The following is a 16044-nucleotide window of genomic DNA, read 5'->3' as shown; positions in this document are numbered from 1 at the left end:
TGTGCAGTACGGTGTTCAACCGTCACGTCCCAGGCGCGGGGAGGGCGTTCGTGGTGCTGGAGATCGCGGGGCTGTCGCCCGAGGAGGAGTCGGTGTACGCACTGCTCGTGGACTTCGGCCGGGCCGGTGCCGCCGACCTCGCGGAGCGCGACGGCATGCCGGTCGAGCGGATGCACCGCGTCCTTCAGTCGCTCACCGCGAAGGGACTCGCCAGCCCCACCGACGGCACGCCCCCGCTCTACCAGGCGGCTCCGCCCGATGTCGCCCTGCTCCCCCGGCTCAAGCGCAGCGCCGACGCCCTCGACCTCGCCCAGCACGAGGCGGCCAGGCTGATCGAGTCCTACCGGGACACCATGCGCAGGCGGGACGCGGGTCAGCTCCTGGAGGTGATCACCGGAGCCGAGGCGCTGCGCCAGCACCTGCGGCAGATCCAGACCGGAGTGCGCGAGGAGATGCTCTGGTTCTGCAAGGCCCAGTACGTGGCCATGCCCTCGGGCAGCAACACCGAGGAGTTCGAGGCGCTGGCCCGCGGCGTGCGCTACCGGGTGCTGTACGAGAAGGCGTTCTTCGACGACGAGGGGGCCGTCGACAACGTGGTGGCGGGCGTGCGCGCGGGGGAGGTGGCCCGTGCCGTGCCGCAGCTGCCGCTGCGCCTGGCGATCGCGGACCGCGCGGTGGCCGTCTTCCCGCTCGTCGCCGGCGGGCCGCACGGCAGCCCGGAGGAGCCGACGACGGCGCTGGTCAGGGACAGCAATCTGCTGGCGGCGCTGGTGGCGCTGTTCGAGCGGTACTGGGAGGACGCCGTACCGCTGGACGTCGACGACACGGGGGAACTGTCGGGGACCGACGGACCCGCGGCGCCCGACGTGCTGGCCGCCACCGACCGCAGACTGCTCTCCCTGCTGGTGGCGGGGGTCGCCGACAAGGCGATCGCCTCGCAGATGCAGTTGAGCCGCCGGACGGTCCAACGACGTGTCCAGGGCATGATGGAGCGCGCCAACGCGGCGACCCGCATGCAGCTCGCCTGGCAGGCGGCGCGGCGGGGCTGGCTGTGACCGGCGGCCCGGCGGGGGCGGGTCCGGGCGAGCGGCGCGGGACACCGTGGACAGTCACCGACCGGCTGTGATGTGATCCCTGCGGCGGCATGTCCCGAGCCGCCCGTACCGCCCGCCGGCCCTCCCCCGCGTCGTCACGCCGGGCGGACGGGTCCGTCCCCCCAGGCCCGAAAGTTCCGTACACATGCAGAAGACCAAGGCCGCGCTCTGGGAATTCCTCCAGGGGCTCGGCAAGACGTTCATGCTCCCGGTGGCCCTGCTCGCGTTCTGCGGCATCATGCTGGGCATCGGTTCCTCGCTGTCCAGCGAGGCGGTCACTGACAACGTTGCCTTCCTCAAGGGCGAGGGCTTCCACGTCGTCTTCACCTGGATGGCCAACACCGGTCTGGTCGCCTTCACGTTCCTGCCGGTCCTCTTCGCGATGGCCATTCCGCTCGGCCTGGCCCGGGAGGACAAGGGCGTGGCCGCGTTCTCCGGCTTCGTCGGCTACGTCGCCATGAACCTCGCGGTGAACTTCTACCTCACCGCCAGGGGCGTCGACTTCGAGGACGAGAAGGCGATCGAGCACTACGGCATCGCCGACGTGCTGGGCGTGCAGTCCATCGACACCGGGCTGCTCGGCGCCGTGGCCGTTGGCATCGTTGTCAGCCTGCTCCACCAGCGCTTCCGCACCCAGCGGATGCCGGACGCGCTGGCCTTCTTCGGCGGGCTGCGCTTCGTACCGATCGTCTCGGCCCTGGTCCTGAGCGTGCTCGGCCTGCTCATCCCGCTGGTGTGGCCGACCTTCAACGGCTGGATCAACGCGGTGGGCCGGGGCATCGGGCACACGGGCGTCTTCGGCCCGTTCTTCTTCGGCATGGGCGAGGTGCTGCTGCGCCCGATCGGCCTGCACCACATCCTGGTCGCCATGTTCCGCTTCACGGACGTGGGCGGTTCGGGGACCGTGTGCGGCGACCACGTCTCCGGCGCGCTGAACCTGTTCTACGCCCAGCTGGACTGCTCGGCGGCACCGGGCTCGGCCGTCACCGACGCCACGCACTTCCTCTCCCAGGGCAAGATGGCCGCCTACCTGGGCGGTCTGCCCGGCGCCGCGCTCGCGATGTACCACTGCGCGAAGCGCCGGATGCGTCCGGAGATCAAGGCCCTGCTGGTGTCCGGCGTGGTGGCCTGCGTGGTCGGCGGCATCACGGAGCCGCTGGAGTTCCTGTTCCTCTTCGTCGCCCCGTGGCTGTACGTCGTCCACGCGGTCCTGGTGGGCCTCGGCTTCCTCACGGCCGCCGTGCTCGGCGTCTTCATCGGCAACACCGACGGCAACGTCATCGACTGGCTCGTCTTCGGTGTGCTCCAGGGCTCGACGACCAAGTGGTATCTGGTGCCGGTGATCGCGGCGGTGTGGTTCGCCGCCTACTACTTCCTGTTCCGCTGGGCGATCACCCGCTTCGACCTCAAGACCCCTGGCCGGGAGGACCCGCCGGCGGACGACGAGCACGGCAGGTCGGACGATGCGGAACCCGGCGAGGACGGGGCCGGGGACGGTGCGGCTGCGGAGCGGCCGCGCGAGCTGGTCGCGGGGAAGTACGACGCCGCCGCGATGCTCGACGCGATCGGCGGCGCCGGCAACATCCGGTCCCTGGACAACTGCATCACCCGGCTGCGCATGACGGTGGCGGACGCCGAACGGGTCGACGAGGCACGGCTGAAGAAGCTGGGGGCGGTGGGCGTGATCAAGCTCGATGGGCACAACGTCCAGGTCGTCATCGGCCCGCAGGTCCAGTCCGTGAAGGACGCCCTCGCGACGATGATCCCGGTGGGCTGACCATGACCGCGCAATCCTCCCCCGCCGCCCAGGCAACAGGGCGCGCGCCCGCGGCGTACGACTTCGACACTCCGGTGGACCGGCGCGGCACCTGGTGCACCCAGTGGGACTACGTACAGGACCGTTTCGGCGTGCCGGACCTGCTGCCGTTCACGATCTCCGACATGGACTTCGAGACCGCCCCCGAGGTGCTGGCCGCGCTGCGCGGCCGGCTGGACCACGGGGTGCTCGGCTACTCGCGCTGGCGCCAGGACGACTTCCTGTCCGCGATCGTCCACTGGTACGCGTCGCGGCACGGCACGGAGGTGGACCCCGGATCGGTCGTCTACGCGCCCTCGGTCGTCTACCAGGTCTCCCGGTTGCTGCACCTGTGGTCCCGGCCGGGGGACGGGGTGGTCGCACACACCCCGATGTACGACGCGTTCCCCAAGACCGTCTCGGCCAACGGCCGGCGGCTGCTGGAGTGCCCCCTGGACGACTGGGCCCGGCTGGAGCGGCTGCTGGCGCTGCCCGACACGGCCGTGCTGCTGCTGTGTTCGCCGCACAACCCGACGGGCCGGGTGTGGTCGGCGGCCGAACTGGACCGGATGGCCCGGCTGTGCGCACGGCACGGCGTCGCGGTCGTCAGCGACGAGATCCACTCCGACCTGGTGCACGCCCCGCACGTCCACCGTCCCTGGGTGCGGCACGGCGGCGACGGCCGCTGGGCCGTGGTCACCTCGGCCTCCAAGTCCTTCAACATCCCCGCGCTGACCGGTAGTTACGGCATCATCGGCGACCCGGCCTCGCGCGACGCCTATCTCCGCCATCTCAAGGACGCCGACGGGCTCTCCTCCCCCGCGGTGCTGTCGCTGGTCGGGCACATCGCCGCCTACCGCGAGGGGGCGCCCTGGCTGGACGCCCTGCGGACGTATCTCGCGGGCAACCTCGCGCTGGTCGCCGACCGTCTCCGCGAGGCGTTCCCCCGGCTCGACTGGCAGCCGCCGCAGGCGGGTTACCTGGCCTGGATCGACCTGCGCCCGCTGGGCGTCGACGACGAGGAGCTGCAACGCGAACTGGTGGAGGTGGAGAAGGTTGCGGTCATGCCCGGGGCGGCCTACGGCTCCCCGGGACGGGTGCGGCTCAACGTCGGCTGTCCCCGGTCGAAGGCGGAGGCCGGCGTCGGGGCGCTGGTGCGGGCGCTGCGCCGGCTGGACTCCAAGGAGCGGTCATGAGCACCGTCGCGGCGGGGTGACCCGGCGGGTCCCGCGGCACCTGGCGCCCGCCGGCCGGCGAGGCCTCCCGCGTCCGCAGGACTGAGCGGTCGCGGGCCGGCGCGCCCGCGCCGCCGGTGACTCGGCGTCAGCCGCGCGGGGGCGCCGGAGCCACCGGGTCCAGGGCCAGGGCGGCGAAGGTCGCCAGCCAGTGGTCGGTGGTGAAGTCGCCGCGCTCGACCGCCGGCAGGCCCGCCTCGAGGTGCGCCCCGGCCGCCTCGTCCAGGCGGGTGCGGACCGGCCCGTCGGGCAGGGCGTCGGCGAGGGAGCGCAGCGCGGCCGCCCTGCTGAGCGTCAGGCCGAGCAGGTGGCCGATCTGCGGGTCGGCGTGGTCGGAGACGACCGGCACCTCCAGCAGGGCGCAGCGGGCACCGGTCCCGAGCCCGGGCAGGAAGCGGTCGAGCCACTGCGCGAGCCGCTCCGGCGTGAGGACCCTGCGCATCGCGTCCGCTTCGGTGAGCGCCGGGGACAGGAAGTCCTGTCCCGACGGCTCCCAGTGCGCGGGGGCGTCGTGGTCGTCGGCGAACCAGCTCAGCAGGCGTTCCCGTACGGCCCGGTCGGTCCCGGCCGAGAGTTCGCCCGAGTCGAGGGCGAGGCCCAGCGCGAAGGCGCTGTTGGGGTGGTTGCCGTGGCGCACGGGATAGGTGGCCTTGGGCAGCCAGTCGGCCAGCAGCCGGTCGACGGCGGACACGGCCGGCTCCAGTGCCCCGGTCCAGCGCTCGCCCTCCGGGCCACCGTGCGCCCGGCACTCGGCGGCGAGCGCGAGCAGCCACGCCCAGCCGTAGGGGCGTTCGAAGGACGGGCGGTCGCGCAGGTAGGCGGCCTCGGTGGCGAGGTTGCCGGGGGTGAGGTGCCGGTCGAGCACGGCGACGGCGGGCGCGGTGTCCGGCAGTGCGGGGGTGCCGCCGTGGCGGCGCAGCAGGCGGACGAGCAGCCAGTGCATGTGCACCGAGGAGTGCCAGTCGTAGGCGCCGTAGAAGGCGGGGTGCAGGGAGCGCGGTGCGTGGTGCTCGTCGGCGGACGTGATCAGGTGGGCCGGGAAGTTGGGGTACTCGCGGGTGATGTTCGCCAGGGCGAGCTGGGCGAAGGGGGCCGCGTGGGCGCGGAGCGGCATCAGTGGGTGGCTCCTTCGGTGACCTTGAGGTCCTGCTCGGCGGGGGTGCGGGCGGCGGTGGCCAGCAGGGCGCGCAGGCCGTGGGCGACGGTGGCGGGCGGCAGGGCGGGCGCGGTGCCGTCGGGCACCTGTTCCGGTGCCCAGGGCACGTGCGCGAAGCCGCCGCGTATGTGCGGGAACTCGGTGGCGATGAGGTGGCCCAGGCCGTAGGCCACGTGGTTGCAGACGAAGGTGCCGGCCGTGTTGGAGACGGCGGCCGGGACCCCGGCCGCGCGCATCGCGGCGACGCACGCCTTGACGGGGAGGGTGGAGAAGTAGGCGGCGGGGCCGTCCGGGACCACCGGTTCGTCGATGGGCTGTCCCCCGGCGTTGTCGGGGATGCGTGCGTCGTCGACGTTGATGCCGACCCGCTCGACGGTGACGCCGGGGCGTCCGCCCGCCTGCCCCAGGCAGAGCACCAGGTCGGGGTTCTCGGCCCGGATGGCGTCGCGCAAGGTGTCGAGGGCCTTGCCGAAGACGCAGGGCAGTTCGGCCGCGGTGACGGTGAGCCCGGCGGGCGGTTCGTCGGCCACCAGGCGGGCCGCCTGCCAGGACGGGTTCACGCGCTCTCCGCCGAAGGGCGCGAAGCCGGTGATGAGGACACGGGTCATGGGCGTTCCTTGCCGTGCGGGTCGGGAGCGGGGATCGGGACGGGGCGGTCAGAAGGCGAAGAGCGCCATGATGACGGTGCAGCAGCCGAGCAGGGCGATGCCCGTCGGCAGCTGTGCCTTGATCGGCCCGTACTGGTCCTTCAGTTCGAGCAGGGTGGCCGGGACGATGTTGAAGTTGGCGGCCATCGGTGTGCACAGGGTGCCGGCGAAGCCGGCCAGCATGCCGATCGCGAGGACGGCGGGCTCGTTGCCGTGCATCTGCTGGATGAGCACCGGCCAGCCGATCGCCGCCGTCATCACCGGGAAGGCGGCGAAGGCGTTGCCCATGATGACGGTGAACAGGAACATGCCGACGCAGTAGGCGAGTACGGCGAGGTACTTCGAGTCGTCGGGGAGGATCTTGTTCATGATGTCGCCGACCTGGTCGCCGACTCCTGCGGCGGCGAAGATCGAGCCGAGTACGGCAAGGAGCTGGGGCAGCAGCAGGGCGGAGCCCATCGCCTCCAGCATGGAGCGGCCGGAGTGGATCGGGACGGAGAGCTTCTTCTCGCCGGTGACGAGCATGCCGACGACGAGCGCGGCGATGCAGCCGAGGCCGAGCCCGAGGAGGGTGGCCTTGCCCGACTCGAAGAGTCCGGACTCGTCGAGGACGGAGGCGCAGACGATGGCGACGAGCGGGATGGTCAGCGCGGGGATGAAGATCTTGTTGCCGAGCCGGGCGGCCGCGGCCTCGCGCTGTTCGCCGGTGGTGATGACCGGAACGCCCTTGCCGAGGAAGTTGAAGCCGGCCAGCACGATCAGGGCGAGGACGGCGACGCCGAGCGGTTCGGCGGGCAGGGTCCAGCCGCCGTTGCCGGCGGTGGCGTTGGCGACGCCGGTGCCGTAGGGGAAGGTGAGTCCGAGCAGGCCCCAGAACGCGGCGGATGTCCACCGCTTGGGGTTGCTGCGGTCGGTGGCCATCTGCACGGCCATCACGACGAAGACGAGGCCTATCAGCCAGTACAGCCATTCGACCTTGATCACTTGTCGGCCCCCTCGGGAAGCGGCAGGTCGTGCTCTGCGGCGGCCTGCGCCATCTCGCGCTCCAGTTGCTTGTCCATGAGCAGCAGCCGGGCGCCGTGGATGAGGAAGGCGCAGACGGCGAGCGGGATCGCCCACAGGGCGAGCTGGGTCGGCTCGATGTCCTGGTGGTAGGTGGAGTTGACGAAGCCGGTGATCAGCAGGATGGAGCCGATCGCGATGAAGCAGTCCTCGCCGAAGAAGACGCCCACGGTGTCGGCCGAGGCCGAGTAGGAGCGCACCTTCTCGCGCAGCCGGTCGGGCAGCTTGGCCCCGGTGGAGCGTTCGGCGGCGGCCTCGGCCATCGGGGCCACCAGGGGCCGCACCGTCTGGGCCGGGCCGCCGATGCTGTTCAGGCCGAAGGCCGCGGTGACCTGCCGGACCAGCAGGTAGACGGTGAGGAACCGGCCGGCGCTGAGCTTGCCCAGGCGGCCGATGAGGTTGCGGGCCTGCTCGCGCAGGCCGTAGCGCTCGAGCAGCCCGATCACGGGGAGCACGATGGCGTAGACGGTGACCGAGCGGCTGTCGGCGAAGGACCGGCCGAAGGCCGCGAGGACCTCCAGCGGGTTCATCTTGCCGAGCAGTCCGGTGACGATACCGGCGACGCCCACCACGAGGACGGGGTTGCGGCGCGTGACGAATCCGAGGATCACCACGACCACACCGAGGAGAACGATCATTCGGTGGCCTTCTTCAGGCATGAGGGGGCAGGGCACGGATCCGGAGCTTCGGAACGTGACTCATCGGTCCCGGGGACCATAGCTCCAGATACGTGGCAGATGCACGGACACTAGCGATCGTTGAACGATCTAACAAGAGGCGAATTGTTTCGTTCCCGGAAGCGGGCCCGCGGACATCTCTTGTCGGATCGTTCAACGATCGTCTACTTTCAAGGTGTGATCGACCTCAACGCAGATCTCGGTGAAGGCTTCGGCCGCTGGACCCTCACCGACGACGACGCCCTGCTCTCCGTCGTCACCAGCGCCAACGTCGCCTGCGGCTTCCACGCCGGCGACCCCTCGGTGATGCGCCGCGTCTGCGACCTCGCCGCCGAGCGCGGCGTGCGGATCGGGGCGCAGGTGTCCTACCGCGACCTGGCGGGCTTCGGCCGGCGTGCCATGGACGTGCCCGCCGAGGAGCTGGCGGCCGAGGTGGCGTACCAGATCGGCGCGCTCCGGGTGTTCGCCGAGGCCGCCGGGGCCGAGGTGGCCTACGTGAAGCCGCACGGCGCGCTCTACAACCGCACCGTCCACGACGCCGAGCAGGCCCGTGCCGTCGTGGCCGGGGTGCGGCTCGCGGGCGGCGCCCTGCCGGTGCTCGGACTCCCCGGCTCGCTGCTGCTCACGGCCGCCGCGGAGGCCGGCCTCACCGGCGTCCCGGAGGCCTTCGCGGACCGCGCCTACACCGCGCGGGGCACCCTGGTCCCCCGGCGCGAGGCCGGCTCGGTGGTGACGGACGAGGACGCGGTGGTGCGCCGTGCGGTGGCGTTCGCCGTGGCGGGCTCGGTCGAGGCCGTGGACGGTACCTCCGTCGCCGTGGCCGCCCGTTCCCTGTGCGTGCACGGCGACACCCCGAACGCCGCCCGGATCGCCGCCCGGGTGCGCGAGGCGCTGGAGCGGGCCGGGGTCGGGATCGAGGCGTTCGCATGACGGGCGACGGCCGCGCGACGCACACCGGGGCGCTCACGGCGCGCACCGGGTGCCTGACGGCGCGCCCCGCCGGCCGCCACGCCCTGCTGGTCGAGCTGCCCGACGCCGAGCGCACCGCCGCCTTCCACGCCGAGGTGCTGCGCCGGCGCGCGGCCGGGTCCCTCCCGCCGGTCGCGGAGATCGTGCCGGGGGCGCGGACCGTGCTGCTGGACGGGGTACCGGACCCGCAGGCGCTGGCCCGCCGGATCGCCGGCTGGGAGGTGCCGCCGGTCGCGGACGACACCGGGGACGTGGTGGAGATCCCGGTGCGCTACGACGGCCCGGACCTGGCCGACGTCGCGGCCCTGTGGGGGGTGGCGCCCGAGGAGGTCGGCGCCCGTCACGGCGCGTACACCTACCGGGTCGCCTTCTGCGGGTTCGCGCCCGGGTTCGGCTACCTCACCGGACTGCCCCCGCGGCTGCACGTGTCCCGCCGCGCCACGCCCAGGACCCGGGTCCCGGCCGGCGCGGTGGCCCTCGCCGGTCCCTACAGCGCGGTCTATCCCCGCGCCACCCCGGGCGGCTGGCAGCTGATCGGCACCATGCCCGACCCGCGGCCGCTGTGGGACCCGGGCCGGGAGCGGGCGGCGCTCCTCACGCCGGGGACGCGTGTGCGGTTTGTCACAGCGGACGGCGCGAGGACGGCGGGCTCCGCGAACGCCGCCGCGGCGACGGTCGGGACGGGGCCGGAGGCCGGGGCATGACGGCCAAGCTCACGACCGTGCGCTCCGGTGCGCTGACCACGGTGCAGGACGCGGGCCGGCCCGGCCACGCCCACCTGGGCGTCCCCCGCTCCGGTGCGCTGGACGCGCCCGCGATGCGACTGGCCAACCGCCTGCTGGGCAACGCGGTGGACGCCGCCGTCCTGGAGACGACCCTCACCGGCTGCGCCCTGCGGCCCGACCAGGACGTCACCGCCGTGGTGGGCGGTGCGCCCTGCCCCGTGACGGTCGACGGCCGGCCGGCCGCCTGGGGCGCCCCGGTACGGGTCCCCGCCGGCTCGGTCCTGGACGTGGGGGCGGCGACCGCGGGCGTCCGTTCGTACGTGGCCGTCGCGGGCGGCATCGCCGCCGAGCCCGTGCTGGGCAGCCGCTCGACGGACCTCCTGTCGGGTCTGGGCCCGGAGCCCCTGCGCGACGGGGAGGTCGTCGCGGTGGGCACCCCCGCCGGGCCGGTGCCGACCCCGGTCGCCGCACCCTGGCCCGCACCGCCCGCCGAACTGGTCCTGCCGGTACGCCCGGGCCCCCGCGCCGACTGGTTCACCCCGGCCGCGCTGCGCACGTTCACCTCGGCCGCCTACCGTGTCTCCCCGCACAGCAACCGCATCGGCCTGCGCACCGAGGGACCGCCGCTGGAACGCGCGACGGCGGGCGAACTGCCCAGCGAGGGCATGGTCCTGGGCGCCGTACAGGTCCCGCCGGACGGACGCCCGGTGCTCTTCCTGCACGACCACCCGACGACCGGCGGCTACCCGGTGGTCGCGGTGGTCCCGGAGCCCGCCCTGGCCGCGGCGGCCCAGGCCGCGGCCGGAACTCCGGTGCACTTCACGCTCGCCTGACGGCCCACCAGCCGGCGACCGCGCCGACCGCGTACCAGAACAGGTCCGGTGCGTTGAAGGTGGAGCCCAGGACCAGACGGGCCGCCGTGCTCTGCCGGGCGAGGTCCGCCGGCACATCGGTGAGCTGCAGGAACTCCACGCCCCAACTCACCGCCAGGGCCACCGCGGCGGCCTTCGCCGGCGCCGTCCCCGGCGCGGCCACCAGGACGAGGGCGAACAGCAGCAGGGTGTACAGCGCGTCCCCGCCGTACTTGGCCACCTCGCCCGCCGCCACGGCCCGGAGCACGAGTCCGGCGCCGACGATCACCACCGCGGCCGCCGCGGCCACCAGGCGTCTGCGCGCGCGGGTCCGCGTGGTCCCCGGGTCGTCCGGCCCGGCGACCCGGGTGGAGGAGGCAGTCATGCGTCCATTGTGCGGGCGGTGCCGGCGCCGGCTCGCCGGGTCAGCAGGTCGGGACGCCCGGGAGCCAGGCCTCGGCGACGTCGATGAAGATGTTGGAGACGTAACCGCCGTAGTCGGGCAGGTAGGACCAGGCGTCGTTGCTGTAGCCGTCGTGGTTCACAAGCTGCCCGTGGACCTGGCACCGCACCCGCACGGTCGTGGGCCCGGGCAGGCTCGCCACCCGGGTGGAGGCGGTCGTCGCCTGCGCCCGGACGCTCACGTCGGTGCCCCAGGTCGGGAAGGACGTGGTGTCGCCGCCGCCCTCGGTCCACAGGTAGGTGACGGTCACCCAGCCGTTGTCGTTCAGGCCGACGTTGTAGAAGGTGCCGTCGGCGAGGTCGATGCCGGCCGGGTTGGCGACCTGCCGGCCGAACTCGTCGCGTCCGCCGTTGTACCCGTCCTCGTAGGCGGCCTGCGCCGCGGGCAGCCCCCGCGGCAGGTCCTTCCACTGCTCACGCTGCGCCGAGGGGTTCCAGTGGTCGTCGTGCGTGTTCCACGGCCCGACGTCCCAGACCGGTGCCGTCTCGCACCGGGCGGGCCCGCAGACCTGCACCGAGTACTGCCCGCTGTCCTTGGGCGACAGGGCCCGGCGGGAGGGCAGGGCCACGAAGTGGTCGTTCACCTGGATGACATGGCCGTTGGCGGTGGTGTGTCCGACCAGGCCCTCGCGGGTGGCGTAGACCCGGGCCGAGAAGGCGGCCGCGGTCGCCCCCGGTGCGGGCTCGGCGGGGGCGCCGCCCGTGTCGTCCGCCGTCAGGGTCACCGCCCGCACGACCGCGGTGGGCTCCCCCTTGGCGTTCCACAGGGTGAGCCGGGCCTGGACCTCGACGACGTCGCGGGGCAGTTCGGCCGGGGTGCCGGCCACCGCCCGCCGCCACTCGGTCCAGGTTCCGTCCGCCGCGCGTCCGCGCACGTCCACCTCGACGCTCGCCGCGTCGGGCACCGTCGCGTCGAGGTCCACGGTGACCCGGTCGACGGGCCGGTCCACGCGGTGCGGGTCCAGGACGGCGGAGGCGTAGCCGCGGTCCCGGCCGAGGGAGGCGGGGCTGACGGAACCGTCCCGCACCCGCAGGGCGCCGGATCCGTACCGGACGTTGACGTCGTCGGTGCCGGTCCGGGACAGGTCCGCACGCCAGGACACCGGAACGGGCGGGACTGCGGCGTCGGCCATCGGGGCGGGCCCGGCGCCGAGGGACGTACCGGCGAGGCCGAGCAGGCCGACCGTGCCGCTCAGGGCGCGGGTGGTGCGCGGTCCGCGGCGCGGGGCACGGCCGCTGCGACGGGGGGAAGGGGTCGGCATGTGGGCACTCCCGGGAGCCAGGCGGTGTCATTGCTGTAGCCGTCGTACTCGACGGGACCGCCGTGCACCCGGCAGGCCACGCGGACGGGCGTCGGTCCGGGCGGACTCGCCACCCGTGCGGAGTCGGTGGTCGGCGCTGCTGACGGGGGCTCACATCCGAGCCCCGGGTGGGGAACGGCTGCCGGTGACGCCGCACGCCGTAACCGGCTCATGGGGCGGGCGGGGCCATCGACGTGCCCCTCGTGCCACACGCCGACGGAGCGGGGGCGGGCCGAGCGGGCGGGCCGGTGTCACCCTCGCGCACCGTCGGGCCGGTGTCCGTCCGAGGTTCACCGGCGTCGTCTCCCGCCGGGGGGAATCCGGCGTCCGCGTCGGTCCTGGCGGACGGGCGGGGTCCGGGCCGTACCGTCCGGGGCGAGGGCGACCTGTTCGCCGCCGGGGGCGCGGGTGCGCACGCCGCCGCCCAGGGGGCGTGGCCGCGTCGGCGGACGGGCGGGCCACGGCCGCCCCACTCACCTCACCGGGCTGATGCCCCGGACGGTCAGTTCCAGCAGGCGTCGTCCTTCGGCGGCGGGGTCGGCGTGGCGTTCCGTGGCCAGGGCGATGCCCGTGACCAGCGTGAGGAGGTCGGCCGCGGTGACGTCCCGGGCCACCGCCCCGCTCTCGGCGGCACGTCGCAGCAGCGGTTCGACCGCTTGCTCGAGCTGCACCGAGCAGGCACTCACCCGCTCCGGTTCCACCAGCCGGTCCTGGGCCAGCGCCTCGGCCATGCCCCGCGCGGACGCGGCGTACTCGGTGAAGCCGTCCAGCCAGTCCAGGAGGGCGGCGCGGGCGTCCACCGCGTCCACCGACGCGGCCGCGCGGGCGCACAGCGCCTCGATCCGCTCGTGGAACACCGCCTCCAGCAGGGCGGCGCGACCGGGGAAGTGCCGCCGGACCGTCGCCGAGCCGACACCCGCGACGCGGGCGATCCGCTCCAGGGAGGCGTCGGCGCCGTGCGCGGCGACCTCGCGCTCGGCGACGGCCAGGATCCGGGCGTAGTTGCGCCGTGCGTCCGCGCGCTGGTGGTGGGGCATGGCGTCCTCTCGGCATTGCTAAACGGCGGGGCCCTCCGTATCGTACCCGGCAGCTAAGTGGCGGGCCCCGCCACTTATTCGCCCTCACCCGGGAGACCCACTCATGCCCTCTTCCTCCGCACCCGTCCTCGTCACCGGCGCGACCGGCCGGCAGGGCGGCGCGACCGCCCGCGCCCTGCTCGCGTCCGGCATTCCGGTCCGGGCCCTGGTCCGCGACCCCTCGACCGAGCGGGCCGCGGCGGTCTCGGCGCTCGGCGCCGAGCTGGTCGCCGGGGACCTGGAGGACCGCGACTCGGTGGTCCGCGCCGCCGCGGGGACCCGCGCCGTCTTCTCGGTCCAGATGCCCGACTTCGGCCGGCGCGGCTTCGAGGGAGAGGTCGACCAGGCCGTCCACCTGATCGAGGGCGCCCGGGAGGCCGGGGTGCCCCAGTTCGTCCACACCTCCGTCTCGGGCGCCGGACAGCACACCAGCTGGGTGAAGGACCGCTGGGGGTGGATGGAGCCCTACTACTCCGCGAAGGCCGGGATCCAGGACCGGGTGCGCGAGGCCGGGTTCGAGCACTGGACGATCGTCAAGCCGGCCTACTTCATGGAGAACCTGCTCCCCTCGGAAGCCATCGTCTTCCCGCGGGGCGTCCGGGGCGGCCTGGTGAGCCTCCTGAAGCCCTCGACCCGGCTGTCCCTGATCGCGGTCGACGACATCGGTGCGGCCGCCGCGGCCGCGGTGGCGGAGCCGGAGCGGTTCCATCGGGTCGAACTGGAGCTGGCGAGCGACCTGCTGACGATGAGGGAGATCACCGAGATCCTCTCCGCACACCTGGGCACGCCCCTGACGCCGCCCGACATGACCGAGGACGAGGCGGTCGCCGCCGGGATGCCCGACATGGGGTTCGGCCAGGCGTCACTCAACGAGCACCCCCAGCCCGCCCTCCCCCGGTTCGCCCGCGACCTGGGCATCCCGCTCACCCCCTTCAGGACCTGGGCGAGGACCCACCTGCCGGCCTCGGCCTGACCACACCGGACGCGGGCGGCAACGAAAAATATACAGCTGAAGCTGTACAGCTCACCCTGTGGAGATTAGCCTGGGGACATGAGCGAGAAAGAGAGTCCCTCACCGTCGGCCGTGCAGGCCTCACGAGAGGTCCGGGCGGTCATCAGCCGGCTGCGCCGACGCATCCTCAAGGCCTCCGAGGTGGAGGACCTCACCCTCGGCCAGGCCTCGGTGCTGGCCCGCCTGTCCGACCACGGGGGCGTCACGGCCAGCGAACTGGCCGCCATCGAAGGGGTCAGGCACCAGTCGATGACCGCGACGGTCACCGCGCTCGCCTCCATGGGGCTGGTGGAGCGGCATCCCGATCCGGCCGACGGGCGGCGCCTGCTGATCACGCTCACCACCGAGGGCGTCCGCCGCGTGGAGGAAGGGCGGCAGGTCCGCACGGAATGGCTCGCCGGGCGGTTGCAGGAACGGTGCACCGAGGAGGAGCGCCGGACCGTGATCGCGGCCATGGCCGTACTGGAGCGACTGAACCGTGACTGACGCGAGGACGGGCCCGGTGGCCGGCACGGACAAACCCGGCTTCGACCGGGGACTGCTGCCGCCGATGCTGCTCGGTTCGGTGCTCAACCCGATCAACTCGACGATCATCGCGGTCGCCCTCGTCCCGATCGGCAGGGCCCTGGGCGCCCCGGCCTCGCAGACCGCGTGGCTCGTCTCCGCGCTCTACCTGGCCACGTCCCTCGGCCAGCCGGTGGTCGGCCGGCTCATCGACGTCTTCGGGCCGCGCCGGCTCTTCCTCCTCAGCACCGGCCTCGTCGGCGTCGCCGGTGTCGTGGGCGCGCTGGCACCCGACCTGGGCGTGCTGATCGGCGCGCGGGTCCTGCTCGGCTTCGGCACCTGCGCCGGCTATCCCGCGGCGATGGCTCTGGTGCGCAGCGAGGCCGACCGCACCGGCCGGGACAGTCCCGGCGGAGTGCTCACCGCGCTGGCGGTGGCCAACCAGACCATCGCGGTCGTCGGCCCGCTGCTGGGCGGCCTGCTGATCGCGGTGGGCGGCTGGCGCGCCACCTTCGCGCTGAACGTGCCCCTGGCGGTCGCGGCCGTGCTGCTGGGGCTGCTGCGACTGCCGAAGGCGGAGCCCGCGGACGGGTCCGCGCGGCGCGGCAGCCTGGCCGCCCGCCTCGACCTGCCCGGCATGGGGCTGTTCGCGGCGATGCTGGTCTCGCTGCTGCTCTTCCTGATGAACCTGCACCTGCGCGACTGGTACCTGCTCGCGCTCTCCGCCGCCGCGGGAGCGGCCTTCGCGGTACGGGAACTGCGGGCCGCCACCCCCTTCATCGACCTGCGGGTGCTCGGCGGCAACACCCCGCTGCTGGCCACGTACGGGCGGGCGCTGGTGGCCTACGTGGTCGCGTACTCCTTCCTGTACGGCTTCACCCAGTGGACCGAGGAGGGCTTCGGACTGACGCCCTTCCACGCCGGACTGGCGCAGATCCCCATGTTCCTGCTGGCGATAGGGGTCTCCGTGGTGTCCGGGCGCAGCACGAGCGTCCGGGGGAAGCTGCTGCTCGGCGCGGTCGGACAGATCACCGCGTGCGTGGTGATCCTCATGCTGGGCGGGGACAGCCCCCTGTGGATGCTGCTGCTGGTCGCGCTGATCTTCGGCGTCCCGCAGGGACTGAACAACCTGGCCCTGCAGAACTCCGTCTACTTCCAGGCCGACCCGGAGCGCACCGCCTCCTCCGCCGGGCTGCTGCGCACCTTCGCCTACATCGGCTCGATGGTCGCCTCCTCCGCGACCGCGGCCTCCTTCGGGCAGCACGCCGACACCGGCGGCCTGCACCGGCTGGCCTGGGTCATGCTCGGCGCCGGCGTGCTCTATCTGCTGCTGACGCTCTTCGACCGCACCCTCGGCCGAACGGCGGGGACGGCCACGCGGGCCTCGCGCTGAGCAACCTTCTCAGGGGCAGGTTCGAAGGGCCCGCGGGCGCGAGACCCGAGTGAGTTCACCACTCACCACGCCGACGTCCGCCGGC

16 protein-coding genes are annotated in these 16044 nt (G+C 73.6%); 9 read left to right on the top strand and 7 right to left on the bottom strand.

What is annotated here, in order from left to right; genetic code table 11:
• Nucleotides 1-50 precede the first annotated feature (50 nt).
• The 3 genes from K7854_RS13485 (at nt 51) to K7854_RS13475 (ending at nt 4085) form a co-directional block, all read left to right on the top strand.
• Nucleotides 51-1055 carry a helix-turn-helix domain-containing protein gene (locus K7854_RS13485; protein ID WP_226026697.1) on the top strand — a complete coding sequence of 335 codons (1005 nt, stop codon included), beginning with the start codon at nt 51-53 and terminating at the stop codon, nt 1053-1055.
• Nucleotides 1056-1239: 184 nt separating this feature from the next.
• Nucleotides 1240-2871: a maltose/glucose-specific PTS transporter subunit IIBC gene (gene malX, locus K7854_RS13480; RefSeq protein WP_226026696.1), complete on the top strand. Its 1632-nt coding sequence runs from the start codon at nt 1240-1242 to the stop codon at nt 2869-2871.
• Between the two features lie 2 nt (nt 2872-2873).
• Nucleotides 2874-4085 carry a MalY/PatB family protein gene (locus tag K7854_RS13475; protein WP_226026695.1) on the top strand — a complete coding sequence of 404 codons (1212 nt, stop codon included), beginning with the start codon at nt 2874-2876 and terminating at the stop codon, nt 4083-4085.
• A 127-nt stretch (nt 4086-4212) separates the two neighbouring features.
• Here K7854_RS13475 and K7854_RS13470 read toward each other — a convergent pair whose 3' ends face one another.
• Genes K7854_RS13470 through K7854_RS13455 form a run of 4 tightly spaced genes read right to left on the bottom strand, consistent with a single transcriptional unit; the run spans nt 4213 to nt 7627 of the window.
• Complete coding sequence (locus K7854_RS13470) at nt 4213-5238, bottom strand: DUF2891 domain-containing protein (RefSeq protein WP_226026694.1); 1026 nt, start codon at nt 5236-5238, stop codon at nt 4213-4215.
• A complete protein-coding gene (gene pcp, locus K7854_RS13465) occupies nt 5238-5888 on the bottom strand; it encodes a pyroglutamyl-peptidase I (protein WP_226026693.1) in 651 nt (216 codons plus the stop codon). The genes K7854_RS13470 and pcp overlap by 1 nt, the downstream gene beginning before the upstream one ends.
• A 48-nt stretch (nt 5889-5936) precedes the next feature.
• Nucleotides 5937-6911: a DUF979 domain-containing protein gene (locus K7854_RS13460; protein WP_226026692.1), complete on the bottom strand. Its 975-nt coding sequence runs from the start codon at nt 6909-6911 to the stop codon at nt 5937-5939.
• Nucleotides 6908-7627, bottom strand: a complete 720-nt coding sequence (locus K7854_RS13455; protein ID WP_159323643.1) for a DUF969 domain-containing protein — start codon at nt 7625-7627, stop codon at nt 6908-6910. The genes K7854_RS13460 and K7854_RS13455 overlap by 4 nt, the downstream gene beginning before the upstream one ends.
• A 216-nt stretch (nt 7628-7843) precedes the next feature.
• Between K7854_RS13455 and K7854_RS13450 the strand changes: the two genes are divergently transcribed.
• Genes K7854_RS13450 through K7854_RS13440 form a run of 3 tightly spaced genes read left to right on the top strand, consistent with a single transcriptional unit; the run spans nt 7844 to nt 10193 of the window.
• A complete protein-coding gene (locus K7854_RS13450; RefSeq protein ID WP_226026691.1) occupies nt 7844-8596 on the top strand; it encodes a LamB/YcsF family protein in 753 nt (250 codons plus the stop codon).
• Nucleotides 8593-9339: a 5-oxoprolinase subunit B family protein gene (locus K7854_RS13445; RefSeq protein WP_226026690.1), complete on the top strand. Its 747-nt coding sequence runs from the start codon at nt 8593-8595 to the stop codon at nt 9337-9339. Before K7854_RS13450 ends, K7854_RS13445 begins: the two co-directional genes overlap by 4 nt.
• The gene (locus K7854_RS13440; RefSeq protein WP_226026689.1) at nt 9336-10193 is read left to right on the top strand and encodes a 5-oxoprolinase subunit C family protein; all 858 of its coding nucleotides are present in this window, start codon (nt 9336-9338) and stop codon (nt 10191-10193) included. The genes K7854_RS13445 and K7854_RS13440 overlap by 4 nt, the downstream gene beginning before the upstream one ends.
• Here K7854_RS13440 and K7854_RS13435 read toward each other — a convergent pair.
• From K7854_RS13435 to K7854_RS13425, 3 genes are all read right to left on the bottom strand, one after another.
• Nucleotides 10180-10596: a ribosomal maturation YjgA family protein gene (locus K7854_RS13435; protein WP_226026688.1), complete on the bottom strand. Its 417-nt coding sequence runs from the start codon at nt 10594-10596 to the stop codon at nt 10180-10182. The two genes, K7854_RS13440 and K7854_RS13435, sit on opposite strands and share 14 nt — an antisense overlap.
• A gap of 40 nt (nt 10597-10636) precedes the next feature.
• Entirely contained in the window at nt 10637-11935 is a 1299-nt protein-coding gene (locus K7854_RS13430; RefSeq protein WP_226026687.1) for a DUF8814 domain-containing protein, read from the bottom strand.
• Nucleotides 11936-12447: 512 nt separating this feature from the next.
• Nucleotides 12448-13011 (bottom strand): TetR/AcrR family transcriptional regulator, encoded by a 564-nt coding sequence (locus K7854_RS13425; protein ID WP_226026686.1) that lies wholly within the window; start codon nt 13009-13011, stop codon nt 12448-12450.
• Nucleotides 13012-13114: 103 nt separating this feature from the next.
• Here K7854_RS13425 and K7854_RS13420 point away from each other — a divergent pair, with 103 nt between their 5' ends.
• The 3 genes from K7854_RS13420 to K7854_RS13410 all read left to right on the top strand — a co-directional run bounded on the left by K7854_RS13420 (nt 13115) and on the right by K7854_RS13410 (nt 15959).
• Nucleotides 13115-14023 carry an NmrA/HSCARG family protein gene (locus K7854_RS13420; protein WP_226026685.1) on the top strand — a complete coding sequence of 303 codons (909 nt, stop codon included), beginning with the start codon at nt 13115-13117 and terminating at the stop codon, nt 14021-14023.
• A 78-nt stretch (nt 14024-14101) separates the two neighbouring features.
• Nucleotides 14102-14548, top strand: a complete 447-nt coding sequence (locus K7854_RS13415) for a MarR family winged helix-turn-helix transcriptional regulator (RefSeq protein WP_226026684.1) — start codon at nt 14102-14104, stop codon at nt 14546-14548.
• Complete coding sequence (locus K7854_RS13410) at nt 14541-15959, top strand: MFS transporter (RefSeq protein WP_226026683.1); 1419 nt, start codon at nt 14541-14543, stop codon at nt 15957-15959. Before K7854_RS13415 ends, K7854_RS13410 begins: the two co-directional genes overlap by 8 nt.
• The last annotated feature ends 85 nt before the right edge of the window (nt 15960-16044 follow it).

The sequence above is a fragment of the Streptomyces hyderabadensis genome (assembly GCF_020404845.1).
GTDB lineage: Bacteria > Actinomycetota > Actinomycetes > Streptomycetales > Streptomycetaceae > Streptomyces > Streptomyces hyderabadensis.
The sequence above is the reverse complement of the archived record's forward strand: the minus strand, read 5'-3'. Positions and strand labels throughout refer to the sequence as shown.